Here is a 26,048-nt window from a genome sequence, read left to right as displayed (position 1 = left end):
AAGGCATACGGACGGCGTCAGCGTAAGTCTCCCTCATTGGCGTTGTCAATTTCCCGCACTGCAAAAAGTTTATCTTGCACGGCGCAGGAACCCTTACCGCTTGAGCCTGACGACGTGCGACGAAGCTGCTGAAATCTCCCCGCACGACGGCCGACCGCCCTCTTATTGAAGAGCCCAGAATCCGAGCCAGCCAGAGCCGCCACACCAATGTCATACCTTAGATCAGAAAATTAAAATTTTGCGCCTTATGCGACAAGCGCGTCCCACACCCCAGTATGCGCGCCCATGACTTGCCTCACACTGAAGAAAGCCCGCCCCCACTCAGCCGGTAGACCTCCCCGAGCTTTTCCGATAGGGTCGGAGCGACATTATGGCGCTCCGAATTTCATGCTGGAAAGACCCATGATATAGGGCTCGCACAACGATGCATGCCTAAATATTTCCAGAATTAAACCGCGTTTGAGGCCTGCAGGAATGAAGCCTGATACCGACGAACCGTCGAATCCAGTCGCCGACGGCGGCGCAGCGCCAAAATTGAAAGTTGGCGTTCTGACCCTTCCTTTGAACCGGAATTACGGCGGCAACCTGCAAGCCTACGCCTTGGTCACCGCACTGCGGCAGCTGGGGCATTCTCCCGTCCTCATCAACAGGCGCATTCCGCCACGCGACTTTGACATCGCCAGCCTGGCCGATCGGGCCGAGGCCGATACGCCCCTTATGGCGAAGTCGTTCACTTCGCTGTCGTCTACGGCGCCAAACACCAAATTTATCCAGAAGCACATATTTCCTGCAACGACGCCGTTTTTGTCGACGTCCCATTTGGAAAACAAAATACCGCATTACGGTTTCGATGCGATCATCGTCGGCAGCGACCAAGTCTGGCGTCCAAAATACGCCAGAAGCATGCTGTCCGATTTTTTCCTTGGTTTTCTGCCCGAGGATGACACGACGACAAGGCGCATCAGTTACGCGGCGTCTTTCGCATCGCCCAGTTGGGAGTTCAGTGGCGAGGAGACCTCGGTCGCCACGCGCCTCATCCAAAAATTCGACGCGGTGTCTGTGCGCGAGGACAATGGCGTCGACCTGTGCCGCGATCACCTGAACGCTGCGGCGCAGCACGTTCTGGATCCAACTCTGCTCCACGACAAGAGCCACTACGTCAGCGCATTTTCGCTCGACAGACGGCGTCCGGACGACAAGACGCTGCTGACCTACATTCTCGACGTCAATGACGACAAGAACCATACGATTGCGGCGCTCGCGCAACGTCTGGGTTTAACCGTGCGCACGACCGACGGGCGCGAGGCCGACCCTTCCGGCGCTCAGGCCGAGATCAAGGGCGACAAGTCCGTCGAAGGCTGGCTCGCCTCGTTTCATAAAGCGTCGTTTGTCGTCACGGACTCCTTCCATGGCGTGGTGTTCTCGATCATCTTCAACAAGCCTTTCCTGGCCTATGGAAATCCCGCGAGAGGTCTCGCACGCTTTACGTCACTGCTTAAGATGTTCGGCTTAGAGGAGCGCCTCGTGCTGCACTCCTCGCAGATCGACCTGCAGAAAATATCGCAGCCTGTGGACTGGAGCGCCGTCAACGCGCGATTGGACGCGCTTCGCACCCGGTCATTCAGGTTCCTGCAGGAGGCCCTGACCGGCGACCGGCCGGCAAGGCCGCCTTCCCCAGCGGGCCAGTCCGGACGCAGCGGCCCGGGCGATGGAACCGTGGTGGCGCTGCGCTCGAATGTCAGTCATTCGACCGGAGGGACGCCCACGGGCGTGAGGTCCGCCGCCGGCGCGCCAAGCCATGTTTGCCAGCCGCTGAACGTCTTGTGCACAGGCTGCGGCGTGTGCATTTCGGAATCCCGCGGCGCGCTCAGGATGGCCTGGAATGAGGACGGCTTTCTAACGCCCGAACTGGCGCCGGGCGCAAGCGCGGCCGACGTGCCGGCGAGCGCCGTGAAGGTGTGTCCGTTCAATCCCGAGCCCGAGGCCGCCGTTCGAGACGAGGACGCCTTGGCGGATATATTTCTCGCCGATGCAAAACAGTCTCATCCCCGATGCGGTCGCTTCGAAGGCTCCTACATCGGCTACAGCATCGAATATCGCCCCACCTCGTCTTCTGGCGGCATAGCCACTTACGTTTTCAAGAAACTTCTTGAACGTGGCGATGTCGACTATCTTTTCGTCGTGCAAAATGACGTAAATGATAGATACAAGTACTGCATTTTTGATAAGAATGACGACATCCGCAAGATGTCAAAGACGAGATACTATCCAGTCTCTCTTGATGAGCTTTTTTCCGTAATCGAACAAAAAAACGGACGTGTTGCGGTATCCGGGGTCGCCTGTTTCATTAAGGCCGTACGCCTGAAGCAGTACTACTATCCCGAGTTCCGGGAGAAAATTCCATTTTTGCTGGGCATTATCTGCGGAGGCCTGAAAAGCCGCTCATACACGGATTATCTCGCCCAGAACGCTGGCGTTCGCGGAAACTTTTTTGCGCCAGAATACCGCGTCAAGGACGCGAAAAGCACGGCAAACGACTACTCGTTTTCCGCCATAGATGAGAACAATAAAACCCACACTATGAAAATGCGCCGCGTAGGCGACATGTGGGGCACCGGCCTGTTCAAATCGAGAGCTTGCGATCTTTGCACGGATGTCATGACGGAACTGTCAGACATCTCACTCGGCGACGCTTGGCTGCCGGATTACAAGACCGACGGTCTGGGCAACAGCGTCGTGATAACCCGCAGCGCGCTCGCCGAATCGATCATCCAGTCGGGACTGGAGTCCAAAGAACTGGTTTTGAAGGCCACGCCCATCACGCGGGTGGCGCAGTCTCAGGGCGGCGGCTTCCGGCACAAGCAGAAAGCCGTGAAGTTCCGCGCATGGATGGCCGAGCACGTCTCCCTGCTGCCGATGCCGGTCATACGCGAAAGGCTTCTGGACGATGTCTCCATCGCCGACGCCTTCGTTCAGGTCCTGAGGGAAAGGGCTCGCTCCAAAAGCCTACAGTACTGGCTGGAAACAAAGGACGCCGACGCGTTTAGGCGGCGGATACGCTCGTCACTGCGGCGCCTCAAAGCTGCCCGTCGTCAGGATGGCGACAACGAACCCTTGTCCCTCAGGCAACCACTGATGCGCTGGACGATGCGACTGACCCGTGGACGGCGGATCAGTTTTGATTCGATGCGCGCCGCGCTGCTGGGCGGCAAACAGGCTCAGCCTCCGTCGGACCACGCCGATTGAGGGCCGCCGGCGGACGACGCTTGGGCGACGTCTGCGCTTTGTCCTTTGAAACGACACAAATCCCAGATAGGCACAGTGCGTCCTTGTCCGGATTTTACTCTTGTCGCCGAAGCAAGAGCCGGATACAATTGCGATCTTGACGCAGGGAGCTAAAATAAAGTAGCACGATCATGAGCCATGATGCACAAGAAGGCCAATATTTCAATATAATAGTGATCAATCTAGACAGGGATACTGAGCGTTTTAATTCTGTCTCAAAGCAAATTTCCGATTTCGGCTTACAGTTCCACAGACTATCCGCCATCAACGGCGCCTCGCTCCCCCGTGGTCTGCTCAAGCGCGTCAAGATCGGCGGGCGCGCCGCCAACAATTTTCCCGGCACCTTCGGATGCCTCACAAGTCACATCAAGGCATGGGAAACCTCGCTTACGTTGGAAAAGGATTTCACGCTCATTCTTGAAGACGATATTGTCATAAATAGCTCAATATCCTCTATTGATTCTAATTTTTTTAGTCAGAATTTTGATCTTTATTTTGCAAATAATAGAATTTCTTCTCATTTTAATCAAAAAAGCAGCCCAGTGACCACCTATCCTTTCGCGGAAGTCGCGGCGACTCGACCTAGCGGCATATCTACACCCGGCGGCGACGGCTATTTCGTTTCAAAATCCGGCGCGAGAAAGCTGCTGGAACGAATTAACTGGGCTCGACTTCCCCGGCATGTCGACCAGTTTTTGGTGAGCGCATCGCTCGTCCCTCAACATTTGGATGTAATCGAAAAAAACCCTGCCCTTGCAGAAGGCATCAAAAGCATGGGGTCGACAATGGGCGAGAAGCCCGAAATTTCGTCCGTATGCATCATCCCTGCGATCGTTCAGCACATCGTCAACAGTAAGAGTTCGAGGATTTCCAGCGATCAGACTTGATCGCACGTAAGCGATCGCAGCTCTCTCGACTTACGAAGCCTCACGCCACCACGAAATCGCCCGCGCTCAGGGCCAGATCGGCGGCGAGCGTCGCGAACTGCACGGCCTTGTAGGTCGCGCCGGCCCCGTCCCGGTCGAAGAGCAGCGCGCCGGTTCCGGCGTCGTAGAGGATGCGGTCGGCGTTGTCCGCCGCGGCCGCGCCCAGGTGGAACGCGCCCGCCGACAGGCCTCCGGCCGCAAGGCCCCGGAACACGGCGTCGTCGAGCCGGATCACGTCGTCCGTCACCGAGAAGTCGGTGATGCGGTCGATGTTGTTCAGGCCGAGCTTGCCGTCGAACACGAACACGTCCGCCCCGGCGCCGCCGGTGAGCGTGTCCTGGCCGAGGCCGCCGTTCAGCACGTTGGCCCCGGCGTTGCCGAGAATGACGTTGCTCAGCGTGTTGCCGAAGCCGTCGATCGCGCCGGTGCGGCCGAGCGTCAGGTTCTCGATGTGCTGGCCCGCGAGCGAGAACGTCACCGAGCTCACCACCCGGTCCACCCCGCCGTTGGCGGCCTCGACCACCGCGTCGCCGGCGTTGTCGACGTAATAGACGTCGTCGCCGGCGCCGCCGGCCATGACGTCCGCGCCGCGGTCGCCGTTCAGCACGTTGCGGCCGGCGTTGCCGGTCAGCGCGTTGGCGAGCGAGTTGCCGGCAGCGTTGAGGTTGGCGTTCCCGGTCAGGGTCAGGTTCTCGAGGAACTGGCCCGCGAGCGAGAAGCTGACCGAGGCGCGCACCGTGTCGACGCCGGCGACGTTCGCCTCCACCACCACGTCGCGGGCGTTGTCCACCACATAGGCGTCGGCGCCGCGCCCGCCCTCCATGCGGTCCGCTCCGGCGCCGCCGTCCAGCGTGTCGTCGCCGTCGCCGCCGGTGAGGCGGTTCGCGAGCCCATTGCCGGTGATGGCGTTGTCGAGCGTGTTGCCGAAACCGTCCCTGGCGGCGCCGCCGAGGACGAGGTTCTCCACGAACAGGCCGGACAGCGAGAAAGTGATCGCGGATTCCACCGTGTCGGTCCCGGCGCCCTTGGCCTCGACAACCGTGTCGCCGGCGACGTCCACCACATAGACGTCGTCGCCGGCGCCGCCGCGCATCACGTCGGCGCCGCCCCGTCCGTCGAGCCGGTTGGCCCCGGCGTTGCCGGTGAGAACGTTCGCGACGGCGTCGCCGGTCCCGTCGATGGCGGCGGTTCCGGTCAGCGTCAGGTTCTCGACGTTGAGTCCCTCCAGCGCGAAGCTGATGGCGCTGTTGATCACGTCGGTTCCGCCGCCGGCCGCCTCCACCACCCGGTCGCCGACGGAGTCCACGTAGTAGGCGTCGTCGTCCGCGCCGCCGTCCATGCGGTCCGCGCCCGCGCCGCCGTTCAGCGTGTCGCGGCCGCCGAGGCCGATCAGCGTGTCGTCGCCGCTTCCTCCGGTGAGGCGATTGGCGAGCGCGTTGCCCACGCCGCGCCGGCCGATGGCGCCGCTGATGGTCAGGTTCTCGAAGGCGTCCGCCAGCGTCCAGTCCACGGAGGACAGCACCAGATCGACGCCGCCCGCCGCCTCCGCGCTCTCATCCCCAAGCTGGTCGTTGACGCTGTCGACCACGTAGCGGTCGTTTCCGCGACCGCCATACATTCGGTCGTCGCCCGCGCCGCCGTCGAGATGGTCGGCGCCGTCGCCGCCGTAGAGATAATCGGCCCCGCCGCGCCCATAGACGACGTCCGCGCCGTCGCCGCCGGACAGCGTCGCGTCGCCGATCCCGGAGCCGTTGATGCGGTCGTTCCCGCCGTCGCCATAGGCCGCGTCGCCGTCGGCGGACACGTTCAGGACGTCGCGTCCCTCGCCGCCATAAAGATAATCGTAGCCCTCGCCGCCGTTGAGCTGGTCGTCGCCGTCGCCGCCGGAAACCGAGTCGTAGTCGCCGCCGCCGCCGTTCAGCACGTCCGAACCGGCGCCGCCGTCCAGCCTGTCCGCCAGCGCGCCGCCGGTGATCACGTCACGTCCGGCGCCGCCGTCGAAGTCGATGCGCTCCACGCCGACGATGCGCGAGCCGTCCGCCAGCGTCTGCGCCACGGCCGGGTTCGCGAGGCTCAGCGTCAGCCCCACCGAGCCGCCGCGGGCGAAATAGAGCATGTCCACGCCCGCGCCGCCGTCGATGTCGTCGGCGCCGTCCTCCGCGCCCACGGTGACGACGTCGTCGCCGCCGCCCGCGGCGACCACGTCGCGGCCGCCGCCGCCCTCGATCTGGTCCGCGCCGTCGCTGCCCTGGATGACGTCGTCGTCCGCCTCGCCATAGGCGTAATCGCCGTCGGCGCTCATGACGATCGTGTCCCGGCCGGCGCCGCCATAGAGATAGTCGTAGCCCGACGTGCCGATCAGGCGGTCGTCGCCGCCCTGCCCGTAGAGCACGTCGTAATCGCCGCCGGTTCCGCCGCCGCTCAGCACGTCCGCGCCCTCGCCGCCGCGGATGCGGTCGGTGAGCGCGCCGCCGGTGATCACGTCGCCGCCTGCGCCGCCGGTGAAGTCGAGCTGCTCGATGCGGACGATCCGCGTGCCGTCGCCCAGGTTCTGGACCACGTTGGGCGCGGCGAGGCTCAGCGTCAGGCCGGCGAGAGAGGCGGTGCGGTCCAGCGTCAGGCTGTCCACGCCCGCGCCGCCGTCGATGTCGTCATAGCCGTCGTCGAACCGCACGGCGATGCTGTCCGATCCCGCGCCGGCGTCGATGTCGTCGTCGCCGGTTCCGCCGTCGATCACGTCGTCGCCACCGCCGCCCCCGATCAGGTCGGCCCCCGCGCCGCCATAGAGATAGTCGTGGCCCTCGCCGCCGTGGAGGCCGTCGTCGTCCGCGCCGCCGTCCAGCGATCCGCCGGTCGCGGACAGGATGCGCAGCACGTCCTCGCCGGATTCGCCGCGCAGGTTGTCCCGGCCGCCCGAGCCGCCGGACAGGATGTCGTCGCCGCCGCCGCCGTAGATGCTGTCGTCATAGGCGCCGCCGGTGATCCGGTCCGCGCCGTCGCCGCCGCTGAAGACGATGCGCTCCATGCGGATGACGGAGGTGCCGTCGGGCAGGATCTGCGCCGCGGCCTGGTTCGCGCCCACGTTGAGCGTGATCGCCGCCGAGGTGGAGGAGACGGACAGATAGAGCTGATCGACGCCGTCGCCGCCGTCGATCGTGTCCGCGCCGGTCTCGTACGGGTAGACCGAGATCACGTCGTCGCCGGCGCCGCCCGATATCCGGTCCTGGCCGTCTCCGCCCGCGAGGCTGTCCGCCCCCTCGCCGCCGTCCAGCGTGTCGTCGTCGGCCCCCCCGGACAGGCTGTCGTCGCCGCCCGCGCCTTCAAGGATGTCCGCGCCGCCCTGGCCATAGAAGTAGTCCGCGTCGGCGGTCGGCGTGGGCCGCTCCGCATCCGGCGTGCCATAGAAATAGGCCACGGCGCTTCCCCCCGAGAGCCGCGACGTTTCCGCCGCGTGGTGTTTTTGAGCGCATGAACCGTACGCCTGCGGCCGCGGGCCCCGCATCCGTAGAACGCCGGAGGGGCGCACAGGAAAACGGCGCCCAATCGAGGCGCAGCCGTCAGCCCCGAAGCGTGGACAGCCGGCTCCGGATCGCGGCTCGCGCGTCGCCGAACAGCGGCCGCAGCTCATGCGCCAGCGCGCGGGCGCGCTTGGCGGCGTCCTCGTCCGCGAGCGCGGCGCGCAGGATCGCGCGCAGCGCGGCCGGATCGCGCTCGCCCCGCGGCAGCAGCGTCAGCACCCCGGCCTCCTGCGCGCGGCGGGCGTGATAGAGCTGCTCCAGATGCTGGGGCGCGGCCGCCTGAGGCAGGCCGCAGGCGAGCGCCATGCACAGCGCCCCATGCTGGCCGGCGTGCAGCGCCAGCCGCGAACGGCGGGCGATCAGATCCACAGGCACGGGCGCGCGCTCCACCAGCACGCCGCGGGCCTCGAGCTGGGCGGCGAGCGCGTCGTCGGCGCCGGGCAGGAACAGCCGCACCGGCGCGCCGAGATCGCAGATCGCCTCCATAAGAGCGGGGTCGTTCCGCTCCGTGGTGGAGAAATAGGCGAACACCTCGTCGCCCTCCCCCGCCGACGGCGCGTCGGGAACGTCGGCGAGCGGCGGCAGCGGCGGCTCGGCCCGGAGCCCGTCATAGGGGTCGAGCATCGGCAGGGTGCGCGCCAGCGCCACGTCCGCCCGGTAGACCGCCGCCAGCCGGTCGATGGGCGCGAGGCCGAAGGCCGCGCCGGCTGCGTTGACGGCGGCGACCATGGCCGCCTCGTCGTGCAGGCGGGCGGTTCGATCGGTGAGGAACACGGGAAAAGCGTCGAGGTCCGGCGGCGGCACGGCGTAGCCGACGCCGGTGACGATCACGGGCAGGCCCAGCGCCCGCGCGGCGAGCTGGGCGCAGGGGGCGAAATCCGCCACCACCAGCTCCGCGCGGCGGGCCTTCATGGCTTCGATCCACCAGCCGATCTGGACGCGCAGCACCTCGGCGTCGCCGAAGCCCATGTCGCCCATGAACTCGCCCCAGGTGGCGGCCCCGACCGCCCCCGGCCCACGGCGGCGCGGCTCCCGGTCGTAAAGCGCCGCGCCCTGCACCACGACGTCGCAGACCGGCGCGATCTCGGCCGCATGCTCCATGCGGCACAACGCGGCGTCGAACGCGAAACGGCCGCCGAGGGCTTCGGCGACCGCGCGCAGATGCAGCAGATGGCCGCGTCCGGCGCCGCCCTCCCAGGCGAGCAGCGCGCGCGTCACGGGCTTGCTACTGGAACACGCAGCCGCAGTTGGTGACTTCGCAGCCCGGCGGCGGCGGGGGCGGCGGCGGAACCGCGCCGACGCGGTCGCGCCGGCTGGAGGCGGCGAACAGGTCGTCCTTGAGCCGGTTCGGCGGGTCGCTCTCGCGGTGGCGGCGGATCAGGCTCTTGCTCTCGCCGAAGTAGATCTTCACGCCGGCCCAGGCCGCCTTGTAGTCCTCTTCGCCGATGCGGCCTTCCGCGAAGGCGGAGACGCCCACGCCGCCGACCGGCAACAGCGCCTCGAGGCCGAGCGCCGCGGCGTGCTTGCGGCCCACATAGCGGTGGCCGGCCGACAGCTTCAGGTTGTCGGCTGGGTAGAAGCTGACGTCGATCTGGTCGAAGAACGAGCCGCCGTCCTTCGGATCGGAGAACACGCGCGCGCCCGCGCCGTCGAGACCGAGGAAGGCCTTTTTGGCGTCCACATGCTCGTAGCCCGCGACGCCGGAGAGGGTGAAGCGGCCGAGATAGGCCTCGGCCTCGGCGCCGATCTTGTAGGAGCGGGTCTTGGACGGGTCGTCGAAGCCGACGCCCGAGCCGTAAAGGCCGATGAGGTGGCTCGACGGATCGCGGGTGAACAGGTGGCCGGCCGCGCCGCCGACGAAGTCGCCCTGCCGGGCCGCCGCCATGCCGTCGAGCTGGAAGCCGAAGCTGTGGCCCAGCGGCGCGCTCAGCGAGCCGAGGCCGCCGCCGACGAAATTGCTTCCGCTGCGGAAGCCCTTGCTGTCGCCCCAGCCGCCGAAGCCCTCCAGCTTGCCGTTGAAGCCGTCGACCGCCGGAAGACCGGCGACGCTCTCGGCCATGTCCGCCGCGCGCGCCGCGTCCGCCGTCATCAGGAACGCCGCCACGACGCCAAGCGCCACGCCGGACAGCAGCGCCCCACGCCGCCTGCCCCAAGTCCGCATTTCAAGATCCCCCGATCCTCGATTCGCAGTCCAATATGTGGCCAAACGCGGGCGTTGTCATCCGCCCTGCGTCGGCGCCTCACGCGTCCGCGGCGGTCGGTTTCGGCGCGGCGTAGAGGTGCTCCGCGCCGGGGAAGCGGCGGGCGCGCACGTCGGCGGCGTAGTCGGCCGCGGCAGCCTTCATGCGCGCGCCGAGATCGGCGTACCGGCGCACGAATTTCGGCACATGGCCGAAGGTGACGCCCATCATGTCGTCGGTGACGAGGATCTGGCCGTCGCATTCCGCCGAGGCGCCGATGCCGATGGTGGGCACGCGGATGGTCGAGGTGATGCGGGCCGCGAGCGGGGCCACCACGCCCTCCACCACCACGGCGAAGGCGCCGGCGTCGGTCACGGCGCGGGCGTCGGCGAGGATGGTCTCGGCCTCAGGCGACAGTTTCCCGCGCGCGGAGTAGCCGCCGAGCGCGTTCACCGACTGGGGCTGCAGGCCGATGTGGGCCAGCACCGGCACGCCGCGCTGGGTGAGGAAAGCGATGGTCTCGGCCATCACGGCGCCGCCTTCGAGCTTCACCGCGCCGCAGCCGGTCTCGGCCAGGATGCGGGAGGCGGAGCGGAAGGCCTGGGCCGGGCTCTCCTGATAGGAGCCGAACGGCAGGTCCACCACCACCAGCGCGTGCTTCGCGCCGCGCACGGCCGCCGCGCCATGGGCGATCATCATGTCGAGCGTGACGGGAATCGTGCTCGGCAGGCCGTAGATCACCATGCCGAGGCTGTCGCCCACCAGCAGCAGGTCGCAGGCCTCGTCCAGAGCCTGCGCCATGGGCGTGGTGTAGGCGGTGAGGCAAACGAGCGGCGTCGCGCCCTTCGCCGCGCGGACGGCGGACACGGTGACGGGCCGGTTCGCAGGGGTAGAAGCGGGTTGCGCGCTCATGGGATCACTCCTCCGGGCGGCCCCAGCCGCCGCCGGTCGGCGTCTCGATGACGACCGCGTCGCCGGGGTCGAGCTTTATCTGGTCGCAGGCGCCGATCTCCACTAGGTCTTTCGGCCCGCGACGGACGAAATTGCGCCCCACCCGCCCCGGCGCCCCGCCCGCCATGCCGAAGGGCGGCACGCGGCGATGGCCGGACAGGATGGCGCAGTCCATGGGCTCCAGGAACCGGATCACCCGGCGCACGCCGTCGCCGGCCGACCAGCGGCCGCGGCCGCCAGAGCCCTTGCGGATGGAGAACTCCTCCAGCACCACCGGATAGCGCTCCTCCAGAATCTCGGGGTCGGTGAGCCGGGAGTTGGTCATGTGGGTGTGGACGGCGTCGGTTCCGTCGAAGCCGGGGCCTGCGGGCGAACCGGAGCAGATGGTCTCGTAATACTGCCGGGTGGCGTCGCCGAAGGTGAGGTTGTTCATGGTGCCCTGCGCCGCCGCCATGGCGTTCAGCGCCCCGAACAGGCAGTCCACCACCGCCTGGCTGGTCTCCACATTGCCGGCCACCACCGCCGCCGGATGGCGCGGCGCCAGCAGCGACCCCTCCGGGGTGCGGATCTCGATCGGACGCAGGCAGCCGGCGTTCATGGGGATGTCGCCGTCCACCATCACCCGGAAGGCGTAGAGCACGGCCGCGCGCGTCACCGGCTCCGGGGCGTTGAAGTTGTCGGCCCCTTGCGGGCTCGTGCCGGTGAAATCCACCACCGCCCGCCGCGCCGCCTTGTCCACCGCGATCTTCACGCGGATCACCGCGCCCTGATCCATCTCATAGGCGAACGCGGCGTCGTCGAGCGTCGCGATCACGCGCGCCACGCTCTCGGCGGCGTTGTCCTGCACATGGCCCATGTAGGCCCGCACCACGTCGAGGCCAAACCAGCCGATCATCTTGTTCAGCTCCGCCACGCCCTTGGCGTTGGCGGCCACCTGCGCCTTCAGGTCGGCGACGTTCTGGTCCACGTTGCGGGCGGGATAGCGCGCGCCGGTCAGCACGGCGCGGATCGCGTCCTCCTGAAACCGGCCCTCCTCCACCAGCGGCATGACGTCGATGGTGACGCCCTCCTGCTCGATGGTGGTGGCGCGCGGGCTCATGGAGCCGGGCGCGATGCCGCCGATGTCGGCGTGGTGGCCGCGGCTCGCCACCAGGAACAGCAGCTCCGCGCCGTCGTCGGAGAACACCGGCGTCACCACCGTCACGTCCGGCAGGTGGGTGCCGCCGTCGTAGGGCGCGTTCAGCGCGAAGGCCGAGCCCGGCTTCAGCCGGTCGCCCGCCCGGCGCAGAACCGCCTCCACCGAACGGTCCATGGAGCCGAGATGCACCGGCATGTGCGGCGCGTTCGCCACCAGCGCGCCGTCCGGCGCGAACACGGCGCAGGAGAAGTCCAGCCGCTCCTTGATGTTGACCGAGCTCGCCGTGTTCTGCAGCACCAGCCCCATCTGCTCGGCGATGGACATGAACAGGTTGTTGAAGATCTCCAGCATCACCGGGTCGGCGTCGGCGCCGATGGCCTGAGCCGAAGCCCGGGGACGGGCGCGGGTCAGCACCAGCGCGCCGCGGGAATCGACCATGGCGCGCCAGCCGTCCTCCACCACCACGGTCTGGTTCGGCTCCACGATCAGCGCCGGGCCCTCCACCGCATGGCCGACGCCCAGCCGTTCGCGGCGGTGGACCGCCGCCTCATGGGCCGCGCCGTTGGAGAACAGGCGGGCGCGCGTCTCGGGCTCGGGCGCCGGCGCGGCCTCCGCAGGCTGCTCGGCCTCGGCGAGAGGCGAACCGCCGCCGGCCGCCTCCACCTCCACCTGCTCGATCACCAGCGCGCGGGCGTCGTCCACGAAGCCGAAGCGGGCGAGATGCAGCGTCCGGAACGCCCGCGCGATGTCGTCCGCGTCGAGCGCGCCCTCGACCGGAACCTCCAGCGCCGTGTCGGTGCCGGCGTAGCGGATGTGCAGCCGCGTCTCGATCCGGGGCTCCGGGACGCCCTGCCCCTGAAGCTCCTCCGCCGCCTCACGGCCGAGACGCGCGATCAGATCGGCCGCGGCGTCGCCCGCCTCGCGAAGCGGCGCGCCAAGGCTCGCGGCCCGGTGCGCGCGCAGGTCCGCGAGCCCCATGCCATAGGCCGACAGCAGGCCGGACAGCGGATGCACCAGCACCGCGTCGACGCCGAGCGCGTCCGCCACCCGGGCGGCGTGCTGGCCGCCGCCGCCGCCGAAGCAATTCAGCGCGTATTTGGTGACGTCGTAGCCGCGGGCGACCGAGATGGTCTTGATCGCCTCAGCCATGTTGGCCACGGCGACCGCGATGAAGCCGTCCGCCACCTCCTCCGCCGTGCGGCCGTCGCCGATCTCGGCGGAGAGCGCCTCGAACTTTTCGCGCGCCACGCCGGCGTCGAGCGGCTGGTCCTGACCGGGGCCGAAGATCGCCGGGAACAGCTCCGGGCGGAGCTTGCCGGTCATGACGTTGGCGTCGGTCACCGTGAGCGGGCCGCCCTTGCGGTAGCTCGCAGGCCCCGGATGGGCGCCGGCGGAGTCCGGCCCGACCCGGAACCGGCCCTGATCGTAATGCAGGATCGAGCCGCCGCCCGCCGCCACCGTGTGGATGCGCATCATGGGCGCGCGCAGCCGCACGCCCGCCACCTCGGTCTCGAAAGAGCGCTCGAAGGCGCCGTCGTAATGGGCGACGTCGGTGGAGGTGCCGCCCATGTCGAAGCCGATGACGCGGGTGAAGCCCGCCGCCTCGGCGGTGGCCGCCATGGCCACCACCCCGCCAGCCGGGCCGGACAGGATGGCGTCCTTGCCCTGGAACAGGCCGGCGTCGGTGAGGCCGCCGGCGGAGGTCATGAAGGTCAGCCGGGCCGCGTCCTCGGGCGGCAGGCCGAGCTCGTCGCGCACCCGCGCCACGTAGTCGGCGAGCACCGGGGTGAGATAGGCGTCGACCACGGTGGTGTCGCCGCGCCCGACGATCTTGTGCAGGCTCGAGACCTCGTGGCTGACCGAGACCTGCGCGAAGCCCATGGCCCTTGCGAGCCGCGCAACCGCCGCCTCGTGCGCCGGGAAGGCATGGGCGTGCATGAACACGATGGCGAGCGCGCGATAGCCTTGGTTCTGCAGGTCCTCCAGCGCGGCGCGGACGGCGCCCTCGTCCGGCGCGCGCTCCACCGTCCCGTCGGCGCGGACGCGCTCGTCCACCTCCACCACGGCGTCGTACAGCGCCTCGGGCTTCACGATCTTCCGGTCGAACAGGCGGGGCCTCGCCTGATAGCCGATGCGGAGCTGGTCGCCGAGCCCTTTGGTGATGAGCAGCGCGGTGCGCTCGCCCTTGCGCTCCAGCAGGGCGTTGGTGGCGACGGTGGTGCCCATCTTCACCGCGCCGATCTTCTCCGCCGGAACAGGCTCGCCGGGCGCAAGGCCCAGCAGCGCGCGCACGCCCGCCACCGCCGCGTCCCGGTAGACGCCGGGATTCTCCGACAGCATCTTGCGCACATGCAGCGCGCCGTCGGGCGCCCGGCCGATCACGTCGGTGAAGGTGCCGCCCCGGTCGATCCAGAACTGCCAGCGCGCGTCGGTCATGGGTTCGCTTCCGAAAGCGTTGGGCGTCCGAGCCCGTTTGGAAATTCAGGACAGCCGTCATGCCCGAGCTTGGTCATCGGGCATCCATGACGTGAACAGTCCGAGCTTCCGCCCAGCGAGCAGTCGTGGATGCCCGGCTTCGCCGGGCATGACGGGAGTTTAGATCGCGCTCTGCCGCACTTTCCAAAAGGACTCTCACGCCTGACGGCGCCAGCGGCCGTCCTCGTCCTGCCGCCAGTAGGTGAGGTCGTGGCCGGCGGCCTTGAGCGCCTTCCACTGGGCGCGGGCCGCCTCCAGCGCGTCCGGATCGGCGCCGTCGAACAGCACCAGCGCGCGCTGGTAGCCCTCCAGCGCCGGCGGCGGCGCGCCGTCCACCAGCACCCGCACCGCGGCGGCGTTGGGGTTCTGGTCGGTGGCGGTCAGCCACACCGGCTCGTCGGCGCCGTCCTGCCCCGCGCCGTGGGGCAGGAAGCTGTCGTCGGCGTAGGTCCAGAGCGCGGCGTCGAGCGCCGCCACCCGCTCGTCGCCCGTCGCCTGCACCACCACCTTCCACTTGCGCTCGAGGCACTTCTCCAGCAGCGCGGGCAGCGCCCGCGCCAGCGGCTGGCTCGTGAGGTGGTAGAACAGGATCTCGGTCATGCGGGCTTCTCCGCCCCCCGCCCCATCAGGCGCGCCGTCATGCCCGCCCTCGGCGGACATGACGGAACAAGGCCGGTCAGCCTCAGAGGCGAAGCCGACCGGCGCCTCACCCCTCGTAGTGGTCCTTCACCAGCCGGTCGAGCAGGCGCACGCCCCAGCCCGAGCCCCAGCTGCGGTTGATGTCGGAGGCGGGCGAGCCCATGCCCGTGCCGGCGATGTCGAGATGCGCCCACGGCGTGTCGTTGACGTGACGCTTCAGGAACTGGGCCGCGGTGATGGAGCCGCCGTGGCGGCCGCCGGTCTGCTTCATGTCCGCGAACTTGGAGTCGATCAGCTTGTCGAACTCCGGCCCCATGGGCATGCGCCACACCTTCTCGCCGGTGGCGAGCCCGGTCTTGTAAAGGCGCTCCGACAGCTCGTCGTCGTTGGAGAACAGGCCCGCGTTGTCCACGCCGAGCGCCACCAGGATGGCGCCGGTCAGCGTCGCGAGGTCGATCATGAACTTGGGCTTGAAGCGGTCCTGGACGTGCCAGAGCACGTCGGCCAGCACGAGGCGGCCTTCCGCGTCGGTGTTGACGATCTCGATCGTCTGGCCCGACAGGCCGGCGATGATGTCGCCGGGGCGGTAGCTGCCGCCGTCGGGCATGTTCTCCACCATGCCGATGGCGCCGATCACGTTGGCCTTGGCCTTGCGGGAGGCGAGCGCGTGCATCAGGCCGACCACGCAGGCGGCGCCCGCCATGTCGCCCTTCATGTCTTCCATGTTGGCGGAGGGCTTGATGGAGATGCCGCCGGTGTCGAACACCACGCCCTTGCCCACGAAGGCGATCGGCTGGGCGTCCTTATCCTTCGCGCCGTTCCAGCGCATGATGGCGACGCGGCTCTCGTGGACCGAGCCCTGGCCGACGGCGAGCAGCGCGCCGAAGCCGGCCTTGCGCAGCGCCTTCTCGTCGAGGATCTCCACCTCGACGCCCAGCTCCTCAAGCTCCTGAGCCCGGCGGGCGAACTCGATCGGGGTCAGCACGTTGGCGGGCTCGTTCACCAGCGTGCGGGCGAGCTCCACGCCCTCGGCGAGGCCCTCGCGGATCTTCCACGCCTTCTTGGCCGCGCCCTCGTCGCCGACCGCGAACGCCGCCCTGTCGAGACCCTTGGAGTCGTCGTCCTTCTTCTTGGTCTTGTAGACGTCGAAGGCGTAGCCGCGCAGGCGGAACCCGAGCGCGATCTCGGCCACCTCGTCCGCGGAGAGCGGACCGTCCGGCCCTTCGGCGTAAATCGTCGCTTCCGTGGCGGCGCCGGGCAGCTTGCCGCGGATCTGGCCGCCGAGGCGGGTCCAGTCGGTCGGCTCCGAACCGTCGCCGAGACCGACCACGATCAGCCGCTCCACGCCGTCGAGCGCCGGCGCCAGCAGCTCGAAGCCCGAGCCCTGCTTGCCCTTGAAGCGCTCGGCGGACGCCGCGCGGGCGAGCGCGTCGGAGGCGGGCGCGAGCGCCGCGGCCGTCGCCGGGCCGAAGGCGCCGTCCGCGCCGGCGAGAACGACCACCACGCCGGAGGGCGCCTCCGCGAGCGGGCGGAACGTGGTCTTGGCGGCGCGGGGGGCCTCGGTGGACCTGGGTTCGACGGACTTGGGCATGGCGCGAAACGGCTCCGGACGCTGAAAGGGCGGAACGCGAGGGCGTCCCGCGCCCGCCAGATGGCGGTCTGACCTGTGTTTCCTCTATACGACACACCGCCCGCGTTCCAGCGCCGGCGAGGGGCCGCGGCGACGGCGCCGCTTGCGCGCCGCCCGTTTCCGGCCTTCAAGGAAACGCATGAGGGGACGCGCCGGACGCCTTCGGCAGAAGGCGGGCGCATGATCGTGGACCGGATGCCGCTGCTCGAACGCTACCTCTTCGGAATGACGGCGAAGGCTTTCGTCGGCGTCCTCGTGGCGCTGACCGGCGTGATCTGGACCACGCAGGCCCTGCGCGAGCTCGACCTGGTGACGAGCCAGGGCCAGACGCTGTGGATCTTCCTCGTGGTCACCGGCCTGTCCCTGCCCTCGCTCGCGGTCATCCTGGCGCCGGTGGCGCTGTTCGGCGCCGCGCTGTGGGCGCTCAACCGGCTGAACGGCGATTCGGAGATCGTGATCATGAGCGCGGCCGGCGCCGGCCCGTGGCGGCTGCTGCGGCCGCTGCTGATTCTGGCTCTGCTGGTGGCGACGCTGGTCGGGCTGATGAGCGTGTGGGCGATTCCCGAATCGCTGCGGATGCTGCGGGCGCAGATCACCCAGGTGCGCGCCGACGTGGTGGCCAACATCCTGCGGGAGGGCCAGTTCACGCAGATCGAGAACGGACTGGTGGTGCATGTGCGCGAACGCCGGGGCGGCGCGCTGCTGGGCATCTTCGTGCAGGACAGCCGCGACGCGCCGCAGGAGATCGCTTATCTCGCGGAGCGCGGCCAGATCGTGGAGGAAGGCGGCTCCACCTTCCTGGTGCTCGAGAACGGCTCGGTGCAGCGCCGCGAGGAGGCGGGCAAGGACCCGGCCATCGTCGTGTTCCAGCGCTACGCCTTCGACCTGTCGCCCTTCACCGGGGCGGCGGAGGTCACCTCCTATAAACCGCGCGAGCGCTACACCTCGGAGCTCATGCGGCCCGACGTGACCGAGGCCGCCTACAAGGCCCAGCCCGGCCGGTTCCGGGCCGAGCTGCACGAACGGCTGGTGAACCCGCTCTATCCCGTGACCTTCATCCTGATCGCCTTCGCCGCCATCGGCCGCCCCCGCACCACCCGGCAGAACCGGGCGACGGGCGTGCTCGCGGCCATCGCGGCGGTGGCGGCGGTGCGCATCGGCGGCCTCGGCGCCGTCAACCTGCTGGTCTCGACGCCTTACGCGGCGATCGCGGTCTACGGCCTGCCGCTCCTCGCGAGCCTCGCGGCGCTGTGGCTGATCGTCCGCGATCCGTCCGCAAAGACCGCCGCCGCGCCGGCCGGCGCGCTGCCCTCGGCGGCGCGCGCATGACGGCGACCGTGCTCAGCGGCGTCCTCGGGCGCTATTTCGCGCGCCGGGCGGCGCTGACGGTCCTCGCGGTGCTTGCGGGCGCGCTGCTGCTGATCTTCGTCATCGACTTCATCGAGCTGCTGCGGCGCGCGGGCGATTCCGCCGACGCCTCGATGCTGACGATCGCGAACCTCTCGCTCCATCGCACCCCCGCCATCGTGGAGCGGGTGCTGCCCTTCGCGGTGCTGTTCGGCGCCATGGGCTCCTTCGTCATGCTGAGCCGCCGGCTGGAGCTGGTGGTGGCGCGGGCGAGCGGCGTCTCCGCCTGGCAGTTCATCGCGCCGGCCATCGTGGTCGCCGGGCTGATCGGCCTCGCCGCCAGCCTCGCCCTGAACCCGCTGGCCGCGACGATGCAGAACCGCGCCGAACGCATGGAGGCGCGGCTGTTCTCCCGGGCGCCGACCGGCGCGCAGGCGCGCTGGATCCGCCAGCGCAGCATGGACGGGCAGGCCATCATCCGCGCCGCCACCGCCTCCCGCTCCGGCGTCAACCTCACCGGCGTCACGGTCTGGAGCTTCACGCCGGACGGCCAGTTCCGGGAGCGGATCGAGGCCGGCTCCGCCCGGCTGGTGGAGGACGCCTGGGATCTGGACGGCGCCCGCGTGATCGCGGTCGGCCAGGAGCCGCGCAGCCTGCCGCGCTACCGGCTCGCCACGAATCTGTCCGCGAGCCAGGTGCGCGAGACGCTGGGCGCCCGCTCCATGGTCGGATTCTGGAGCCTGCCGGAGGCGATCGAACTCGCCGACCGGGCCGGTCTGTCGTCGCTGCGCCACCGGCTGCAGCTGCAAGAGCTTCTCGCCCGCCCCGCGCTTCTGATCGCCATGGTGCTGATCGCGGCCACGGTGGCGCTGCGCTTCTTCCGCTTCGGCGGCGTGGCCAAAACGATTCTCGGTGGCGTGGTCGCCGGCTTCGTGCTTTATGTCGTCACCGAGTTCGCGGGCGATTTGGGGGCGGCGGGCTTGATTCATCCTGTCGCCGCGGCGTGGCTGCCGGCGATCGTGGGATGTCTCATGGGCGCCACGGTATTGTTGCATCAGGAGGACGGATGACGCTCGCCCCGCTCCGCTCCTCTGCCTGGAACGGGCCCCGTTCCGCGTTTTCATCGAGCGCCATGGTTCGTGTTTTCGTCGCGGCATTGCTGGGATCGACCGCGCTCGCCCTGACGGGCGGCGCATCCTTCGCCCAGGTGGCCAACGAGTTCATCCCCGCCCCGCCCCACGACGGCGAGACGTCGAAGGCCCGCGGCCCGAAGAATCCGCTGGCCGGCGCCTCCGTCGTCGACGGCGGCGTCGCCGCCCGCCGCGATCCGAACGCCCGGATGCTGATGGAGGCCAAGGAGCTGATCTACGATTACGATCGTGAGATCGTGACCGCGGTCGGCCCGGTGGACATCTATTACGACGGCCGCGCGCTGCAGGCCGACCGGGTGATCTACGACCAGAAGAACAACCGCGTCCGCGCCCAGGGCAACGCCAAGCTCACCGAGCGCGACGGCACGGTGGCCTACGCCGACAGCCTCGACCTGACGGACGACTTCGCCGACGGCGTGGTGCGGTCGCTGCGCATCGAGACCGTGGACCGCACCCGCTTCGCCGCAGCCCAGGGGCGCCGCGAAGGCGGCAAGCTGTCGGTGTTCGACCGCGGCGTCTACACCGCCTGCGAGCCCTGCCGGGAGAACCCGGAAAAGCCGCCGCTGTGGCAGATCAAGGCCAAGCGCATCATCTTCCGCGAAGACGAGAAGATGGTCTATTATGAGGACGCGACCTTCGAGCTGTGGGGCCACCCCATCGCCTGGCTGCCGTTCTTCTCCCATCCCGATCCGTCGGTGAAGCGCAAGTCCGGCTTCCTCGCGCCGAGCTTCGGCCGCTCGTCCGACACCGGGCTGACGATGGAGACCCCGTATTTCTGGGTCATCGCGCCCAACATGGACGCGACGATCTCGCCCATGTTCTCGTCCAAGCAGGGCGTGATGATGAAGGGCGAGTTCCGCCACCGGCTGGTGGACGGCGCCTACACCATCCGCGCCGCGGGCATCCATCAGCTCGATCCAGGCGAGTTCGACGACAAGCTCGATCCGGGCAAGCCGAACAGCCTCACCATCGGCCCCGGCGACGCCCGGGACCGATGGGCGTTCCAGACCTTCGGCAAGTTCGACATCAACCACCAGTGGTCCTGGGGCTGGGACGTCACGCTCTATTCCGACAAGTGGGTGCGCGGCGACTACGACCTGTGGGGCGCGAGCCGCACCAGCGTCTCCACCGTCTACCTGCAGGGCCAGGGCGACCGCAGCTGGTTCGATCTGCGCGCCTACCGCTTCTACGGCATGACGCGCTACGACCAGCAGGATCGCCTGCCGTTCGCGGCGCCGGTGCTCGACTACAACTACGTGTTCGAGAACCCGGTCCAGGGCGGCGAGCTGGCGTTCAACATCAACGCCGCCAGCCTGTACCGCGAGGACAGCGAGTACCGCCGCGGGCGCCTCGGCCTCGGGCCGCGGAACGACGTGGCGGTGATCGGCGCCGCCGGAACCTACAGCCGCCTCAGCGCGGACGCCCAGTGGCGCCGCCGCTTCATCGATCCCATGGGTCAGGTCTGGACGCCGTTCGCCTTCGTGCGCGGCGACCTGATCTACTCCAACCCGGACAACGGCCCCCGGCTGGGGCAGTTCCTGGACAGCGATCAGGACATGGCGCTGCGCGGCATGGCCGGCGTCGGCCTCGAATACCGCTACCCCTTCGTGGCGGTCAGCAGCTTCGGCACGCACACCATCGAGCCGATCGCGCAGATCCTGCTGCGGCCGAACGAGACCCATGTGGGCGACTTCCCGAACGAAGACGCCCAGAGCCTGATGTTCGACGACACCACCCTGTTCGCCTGGGACAAGTTCACGGGCTACGACCGGGTGGAGGGCGGCAGCCGCGCCAATGTGGGCGTTCAATATTCGTTGAACATGGACTCCGGCGCCATGTTCAGCGTGATGGCGGGCCAGTCCTATCAGCTGTTCGGCAAGAACTCCTTCGCCGAAGGCGACCGCGACCCGAGCCGCGCGGGCCTCGACTCCGGCCTCGAATCCACGCGCTCCGACTACGTCGCCGGCATGACGCTGGTGCCTACGAAGGACCTGGTGCTCGGCGGCCACGTGCGCATGGACGAGAAGAACTTCTCGCTCCGCGCCGCGGAGCTTGAGGGCCGCGCCACGCTCGGCCGCGTCCAGGGCAATCTGGTCTACGGCCGCTACGACAAGCAGCCGAAGCTCGGCTACGACGACATCCGCGAGGGCGTGCTCGCCGGCGCGCGGGTGTTCGTGACGAAGGACGTGTATGTGGGCGGCGGCGCCCGCTACAACTTCGACCTCAAAGAGTTCGACAAGACGCAGATCGGCTTCGGCATCAACAACATCGAAGACTGCATCTCGCTCGCCTTCGACTACATCCGCGAATACGACGTCGACACCAGCGTGCGCCGGCTCGACTCGATCGACCACAAGTTCCTCGTCCGCATGGACCTTCGGACGCTCGGCGGCCTCAGCGCCTCCACCAGCACCGCGTCGGATCCGTTCGACAGCGAGACGAAGACCATGGGCCTCGCTTCCCAATGACGGGAGCCGGCGCGCGACGCGGTTGACCTTAGCGCCGCCACGCCGGAAAAAGGCCTTCGTCGCTTAAACGCCCGCCGCGTGTCCGTCGCGGCCGCAATCGGGAATCGGACGTCCATGTCGTTGCGTTTCGGCCTTCGCCTTCGCCTGCTCCCCGCCCTCGCTCTGGCGGCCGTCGCCTGCGCCGCGCCCGCCGCCGCCCAATCGGTGGCGGTGGTGGTCAACGGCCAGCCCATCCTGTCGAGCGAGATCAAGAGCCGGTCCGCCCTGCTCACGCTCGCCGGCGGCGGCAAGGGCGGCGGGGTCGCGGCCGCGCGGCAGGAGCTGATCGAGGAGAAGCTCAAGCTGGCCGAGGCCAAGCGCTTCGGCATCACCGCCCCCGACGAGCAGGTGAACGCCGCCTTCGCCTCGATCGCGGAGCGCTCCAAGCTGACGCCGCAGCAGTTCGCCCAGGCCATCGGCCAGCGCGGCGTAAGCGCCCAGACGCTGAAGGACCGCATCCGCGCCGAGATGGTGTGGGCGCAGTTCGTGCGCCGGAAGTTCTCCGCCCAGATGCAGGCGCAGAACAGCAACATCCTGCCCGCGCCGGGCGCCAAGGCCGACAACCGCGCGGTGCAGTACACCTTGCGCCAGGTGGTGTTCGTGCTGCCGAAGAACGCCACCGCGGCGCAGATCAACCAGCGCCGGGCCGAGGCCAACGCCGCCCGCGGCCGCTTCCCCGGCTGCGCCCAGGCGGTTCAGTTCGCCACCAGCCTGCGCGACGTGGCGGTGAAGGAGCCGGTCACCCGCTCCTCCGCCTCCTTCGGCAAGGAGCTGAGCGAGCAGCTCTCCAAGACCAAGATCGGCGGCCTCACCGCGCCGGACCGCGGCGAGCAGGGCATCGAGATGATCGCGGTGTGCGAGCGCAAGGACATCGCCGACGACAACATGCTGCGCCGTCAGGCCATGGACGACGTGGGCGGCAAGCAGCTCGAAGAGAAGTCGAAGCAGTATCTCGAGCAGCTCAAGTCGCGCGCCGTCGTCCAGGTTCTCAGCCAGGGATGACCGCCGCCGCCGGCCCCGGCCGTCCGCTCGCGCTCAGTATGGGCGAGCCGGCCGGGATCGGGCTCGATCTCGCGCTCAAGCTCTGGACCGAGCGCGGCCGTCGCCGCCTGCCCGCCTTCGTGGCGCTGGGAGACCCGGCGGCCTATGCGGACCGCGCCGCGCTGCTCGGGCTCGACGTTCCCATCGCCGAGGTCGCGCCGGACGCCGCCGCCGCAGTGTTTGGCGAGCGTTTTCCCGTGACGCCGGTGGGCGGGCGCTGCGTCGGCGCGCCCGGCCGTCCCGACCCGCGCGACGCCGAAACCGTGATCGGCGCCATCCGGCTCGGCGTGGAGCTGGTCCATGGCGAGCGCTGCGCCGCGCTCGTCACCGCGCCCATCGCCAAGGCGCCGCTGATGCAGGCGGGCTTTCCCCATCCCGGCCACACCGAATATCTCGGCGCGCTCGCGACCGAGCTCTGGGGCGCGCCCGCCCGGGCGGTGATGCTGCTGTGGGCGGAGGAGGTCGCCGTCGTCCCCGTCACCGTGCATGTGCCGCTCAGCGCCGTTCCCGGCCTGCTGACCGAGGACGACATCGTGGAGACCGGCCGCATCCTCGCCCGCGACCTGCGCCGCCGGTTCCGCATCCCCTCGCCGCGCATCGCGGTGGCGGGCCTCAATCCCCACGCGGGCGAGGACGGCAGGCTCGGCCATGAGGACGAGGCGATCGTCGCGCCCGCCGTGCGCCGGCTGCGAGACGACGGGATCGCCGCCACCGGGCCGCACCCCGCCGACACCCTGTTCCATGCGGCGGCCCGCGCCCGCTACGACGCGGCGCTGTGCATGTATCACGATCAGGCGCTGATCCCGGTGAAGACGCTGGCCTTCGACCGGGCGGTGAACGTCACGCTGGGCCTGCCCTTCGTGCGGACCTCGCCGGACCACGGCACCGCCTTCGACATCTCCGGCACGGGGACGGGAAGCCCCGAAAGCCTCGCCGCGGCGCTCGATCTGGCGACGCGCCTGTCCGGGGAGCCGGCCCTGCCGTGAGCGCCATCGACGACCTGCCGCCGCTGCGGGACGTGCTGCGCAAGCACGACCTGATTCCGAAGAAGGCGCTCGGCCAGAACTTCCTGCTCGACCTGAACCTCACCGCCCGCATCGCCCGCGCCGGCGGACGCCTCGCCGGCGTCACCGTGGTGGAGGTCGGCCCCGGCCCCGGCGGCCTCACCCGCGCGCTGCTGGCGGAAGGCGCGGCGAAGGTGGTGGCGATCGAGAAGGACCACCGCGCCATCGCGGCGCTCGACGAGATCGCGGCGCGCTACCCCGGCCGGCTGGAGATCGTCGAGGGCGACGCGCTCGAGGTGGACATGGCCCGCCTCGCCGGCGACGGCCCGGCGCGGATCATCGCCAACCTGCCCTACAACGTGGCGACGCCGCTGCTCACCGGCTGGGTGGGCGCGGCCCAGTGGCCGCCGTTCTGGGACGGGCTGACGCTGATGTTCCAGCGCGAGGTGGCGGAGCGCATCGTGGCCGGCCCCGGCGACGACGCCTATGGCCGGCTCGGCGTGCTGTGCGGCTGGCGCTGCGAGGCGAGAATCGCCTTCGACGTGGGCCCGCAGGCCTTCACGCCGCCGCCGAAGGTGACCTCCTCCGTGGTGCGGCTGACGCCGAGGCCCGATCCCCTGCCCTGCTCGGTGAAGGCGCTGGAGACCGTGACCCAGGCCGCCTTCGGCCAGCGCCGCAAGATGCTGCGCCAGAGCCTGAAAAGCCTCGGCGACGCGGCGGCGCTCCTTGAGGCCGCCGGGCTGGAGCCCACGCGCCGGGCCGAGGAAATCCCGGTCGACGGCTTCGTGGCGCTCGCCAACGCCTGGGAGGCCGCGCGGAAGACTTCCGCGTGAGCCGCTTCAGGAGGCCGCCAGGAACAGCGCGCCGGCCAGCGCGAAGCCCACCACGCTGATCAGCGTCTCCAGCACGGTCCAGGTCTTCAGCGTGGTCTTCACGTCCATGCCGAAGAACCGGCCCACCAGCCAGAAGCCGGAATCGTTGACGTGGCTCGCGATCACCGAGCCGGCGGCGATGGCCAGCACCGAGGCGGCGAGCTGCACCGGGTTGTACCCGGCCGCGGCGATCGCCGGCTGCACCAGCCCGACCGCGGTGATGAGCGCCACCGTCGCCGAGCCCTGCGCCAGCCGCAGCGCCGCCGCGATCACGTAGCCCGCCACGAACACATGCAGGCCGAGCCCCTCCAGCGCCTGCGACAGCGCGAGCCCGATGCCGCTCTCCCGCAGCACCTCGCCGAACATGCCGCCGGCGCCGGTGATGAGGGTGATGGCGCAGATCGGCCCCAGCGCGCCGTCGAGCAGCTTCTCCACCTCCGCGCCGCTGCGGCCCCGGCGGGCGCCCAGCACGTAGGACCCGACGAGCACCGCCACCAGCAGCGCCACCGGCGTGGAGCCCAGCGCCCGCGCCACCTGGAACCACGCGCTGTCGCGGCTGACGTCGCCGGCGGCGGCGAGCGTGTTCAACCCCGTGTTGAGGAAGATGAGCGCCAGCGGCAGCAGCATCAGCAGCACGACGGTGGAGGAGCGCGGCGGGTTGGGATCGTGCGGCGCCTGCGGCCCGCCGGCCAGGAGTTCCGGGACCTCCACATGGACGCGCTTGCCGATCCAGAGGCCGAAAAGGTAGCTCGTGACGTACCAGGTGGGCAGCGCCACCGCGAGGCCGAGCAGGGTGACGAGGCCCACGTCCGCCTTCAGCAGCTCCGTCGCGGCCACCGGCCCCGGATGGGGCGGCACGAACACGTGCATGACCGAGAACGCGCCCGACACCGGAACGCCGTAGAGCAGCAGCGAGCCGCCGAGCCGGCGCGCCACCGTGAACAGGATCGGCAGCATCACCACCAGACCGGCGTCGAAGAAGATCGGGAAGCCGAAGATCAGCGCCGCGACGCCGAGCGCCAGCGGCGCCCGTTTCTCGCCGAACAGCGCCACCAGATCGTCCGCCAGCGCCTGCGCGCCGCCGGACACCTCCACCAGCCGCCCCAGCATGGCCCCGAGGCCGATCAGCAGCGCCACGCTGCCGAGCGTCGCGCCGAAGCCGTGCAGCAAAGTGGGCACCACCTTGTCCGGCGCGACGCCGGCCGCGAAGGCGGTGATGAGGCTGACCAGCACCAGCGCCAGAAAGGCGTGGATGCGGAACTTCAGGATCAACACCAGCAGCAGCGCGACCGCGCCGGCCGCGATCAGCAGCAGCGGACCGGCGCCGAGGGCGGGAACGGCTTGGGAGGGCGTCATGGACGGCGTCTCACGCGGGAGAGGTTCA

The 26,048-nt window shown here is 69.3% G+C and carries 16 protein-coding genes; 8 read left to right on the top strand and 8 right to left on the bottom strand.

What is annotated here, in order from left to right:
* Positions 1 to 474 precede the first annotated feature (474 nt).
* A complete protein-coding gene (locus PKE85_RS11950) occupies positions 475 to 3,246 on the top strand; it encodes a polysaccharide pyruvyl transferase family protein (RefSeq protein WP_271204963.1) in 2,772 nt (923 codons plus the stop codon).
* A gap of 170 nt (positions 3,247 to 3,416) precedes the next feature.
* Positions 3,417 to 4,172 carry a glycosyltransferase family 25 protein gene (locus PKE85_RS11945; protein ID WP_271204962.1) on the top strand — a complete coding sequence of 252 codons (756 nt, stop codon included), beginning with the start codon at positions 3,417 to 3,419 and terminating at the stop codon, positions 4,170 to 4,172.
* Between the two features lie 40 nt (positions 4,173 to 4,212).
* Here the strand turns inward: PKE85_RS11945 and PKE85_RS11940 are convergent, their stop codons facing one another.
* The 7 genes from PKE85_RS11940 to PKE85_RS11910 form a co-directional block, all read right to left on the bottom strand.
* Positions 4,213 to 7,626 carry a beta strand repeat-containing protein gene (locus PKE85_RS11940; RefSeq protein WP_271204961.1) on the bottom strand — a complete coding sequence of 1,138 codons (3,414 nt, stop codon included), beginning with the start codon at positions 7,624 to 7,626 and terminating at the stop codon, positions 4,213 to 4,215.
* Between the two features lie 142 nt (positions 7,627 to 7,768).
* Positions 7,769 to 8,947: a glycosyltransferase gene (locus PKE85_RS11935; RefSeq protein ID WP_271204960.1), complete on the bottom strand. Its 1,179-nt coding sequence runs from the start codon at positions 8,945 to 8,947 to the stop codon at positions 7,769 to 7,771.
* A 7-nt stretch (positions 8,948 to 8,954) separates the two neighbouring features.
* On the bottom strand, positions 8,955 to 9,890 hold the full coding sequence (locus PKE85_RS11930; RefSeq protein ID WP_271204959.1) for a hypothetical protein: 936 nt from the start codon (positions 9,888 to 9,890) through the stop codon (positions 8,955 to 8,957).
* Between the two features lie 79 nt (positions 9,891 to 9,969).
* Entirely contained in the window at positions 9,970 to 10,821 is an 852-nt protein-coding gene (gene panB / locus PKE85_RS11925) for a 3-methyl-2-oxobutanoate hydroxymethyltransferase (RefSeq protein WP_271204958.1), read from the bottom strand.
* Between the two features lie 4 nt (positions 10,822 to 10,825).
* Complete coding sequence (locus tag PKE85_RS11920) at positions 10,826 to 14,434, bottom strand: hydantoinase B/oxoprolinase family protein (RefSeq protein WP_271204957.1); 3,609 nt, start codon at positions 14,432 to 14,434, stop codon at positions 10,826 to 10,828.
* A gap of 195 nt (positions 14,435 to 14,629) precedes the next feature.
* Positions 14,630 to 15,073: a DNA polymerase III subunit chi gene (locus PKE85_RS11915; RefSeq protein ID WP_271204956.1), complete on the bottom strand. Its 444-nt coding sequence runs from the start codon at positions 15,071 to 15,073 to the stop codon at positions 14,630 to 14,632.
* A 106-nt stretch (positions 15,074 to 15,179) separates the two neighbouring features.
* A complete protein-coding gene (locus tag PKE85_RS11910) occupies positions 15,180 to 16,703 on the bottom strand; it encodes a leucyl aminopeptidase (protein WP_271204955.1) in 1,524 nt (507 codons plus the stop codon).
* Between the two features lie 219 nt (positions 16,704 to 16,922).
* Here PKE85_RS11910 and lptF point away from each other — a divergent pair, with 219 nt between their 5' ends.
* The 6 genes from lptF to rsmA all read left to right on the top strand — a co-directional run bounded on the left by lptF (position 16,923) and on the right by rsmA (position 24,625).
* Complete coding sequence (gene lptF / locus PKE85_RS11905; protein ID WP_271204954.1) at positions 16,923 to 18,071, top strand: LPS export ABC transporter permease LptF; 1,149 nt, start codon at positions 16,923 to 16,925, stop codon at positions 18,069 to 18,071.
* Positions 18,068 to 19,159, top strand: a complete 1,092-nt coding sequence (gene lptG, locus PKE85_RS11900; protein WP_271204953.1) for an LPS export ABC transporter permease LptG — start codon at positions 18,068 to 18,070, stop codon at positions 19,157 to 19,159. Before lptF ends, lptG begins: the two co-directional genes overlap by 4 nt.
* Positions 19,160 to 19,221: 62 nt before the next feature.
* Entirely contained in the window at positions 19,222 to 21,708 is a 2,487-nt protein-coding gene (locus PKE85_RS11895) for an LPS-assembly protein LptD (RefSeq protein ID WP_271204952.1), read from the top strand.
* 114 nt (positions 21,709 to 21,822) lie between these two features.
* Complete coding sequence (locus PKE85_RS11890) at positions 21,823 to 22,749, top strand: SurA N-terminal domain-containing protein (protein ID WP_271204951.1); 927 nt, start codon at positions 21,823 to 21,825, stop codon at positions 22,747 to 22,749.
* Positions 22,746 to 23,774: a 4-hydroxythreonine-4-phosphate dehydrogenase PdxA gene (gene pdxA, locus PKE85_RS11885; RefSeq protein WP_271204950.1), complete on the top strand. Its 1,029-nt coding sequence runs from the start codon at positions 22,746 to 22,748 to the stop codon at positions 23,772 to 23,774. The genes PKE85_RS11890 and pdxA overlap by 4 nt, the downstream gene beginning before the upstream one ends.
* Positions 23,771 to 24,625 (top strand): 16S rRNA (adenine(1518)-N(6)/adenine(1519)-N(6))-dimethyltransferase RsmA, encoded by an 855-nt coding sequence (gene rsmA, locus PKE85_RS11880; RefSeq protein ID WP_271204949.1) that lies wholly within the window; start codon positions 23,771 to 23,773, stop codon positions 24,623 to 24,625. The genes pdxA and rsmA overlap by 4 nt, the downstream gene beginning before the upstream one ends.
* Before the next feature lie 6 nt (positions 24,626 to 24,631).
* On the opposite strand, the gene PKE85_RS11875 is transcribed toward rsmA, so the two are convergent.
* On the bottom strand, positions 24,632 to 26,020 hold the full coding sequence (locus PKE85_RS11875) for a GntP family permease (protein WP_271204948.1): 1,389 nt from the start codon (positions 26,018 to 26,020) through the stop codon (positions 24,632 to 24,634).
* Between the last annotated feature and the right edge of the window lie 28 nt (positions 26,021 to 26,048).

The organism is Methylopila jiangsuensis (genome assembly GCF_027922305.1).
GTDB classification, from domain to species: Bacteria; Pseudomonadota; Alphaproteobacteria; order Rhizobiales; family Methylopilaceae; genus Methylopila; species Methylopila jiangsuensis.
This window is presented reverse-complemented; position numbering and strand designations above follow the sequence as displayed.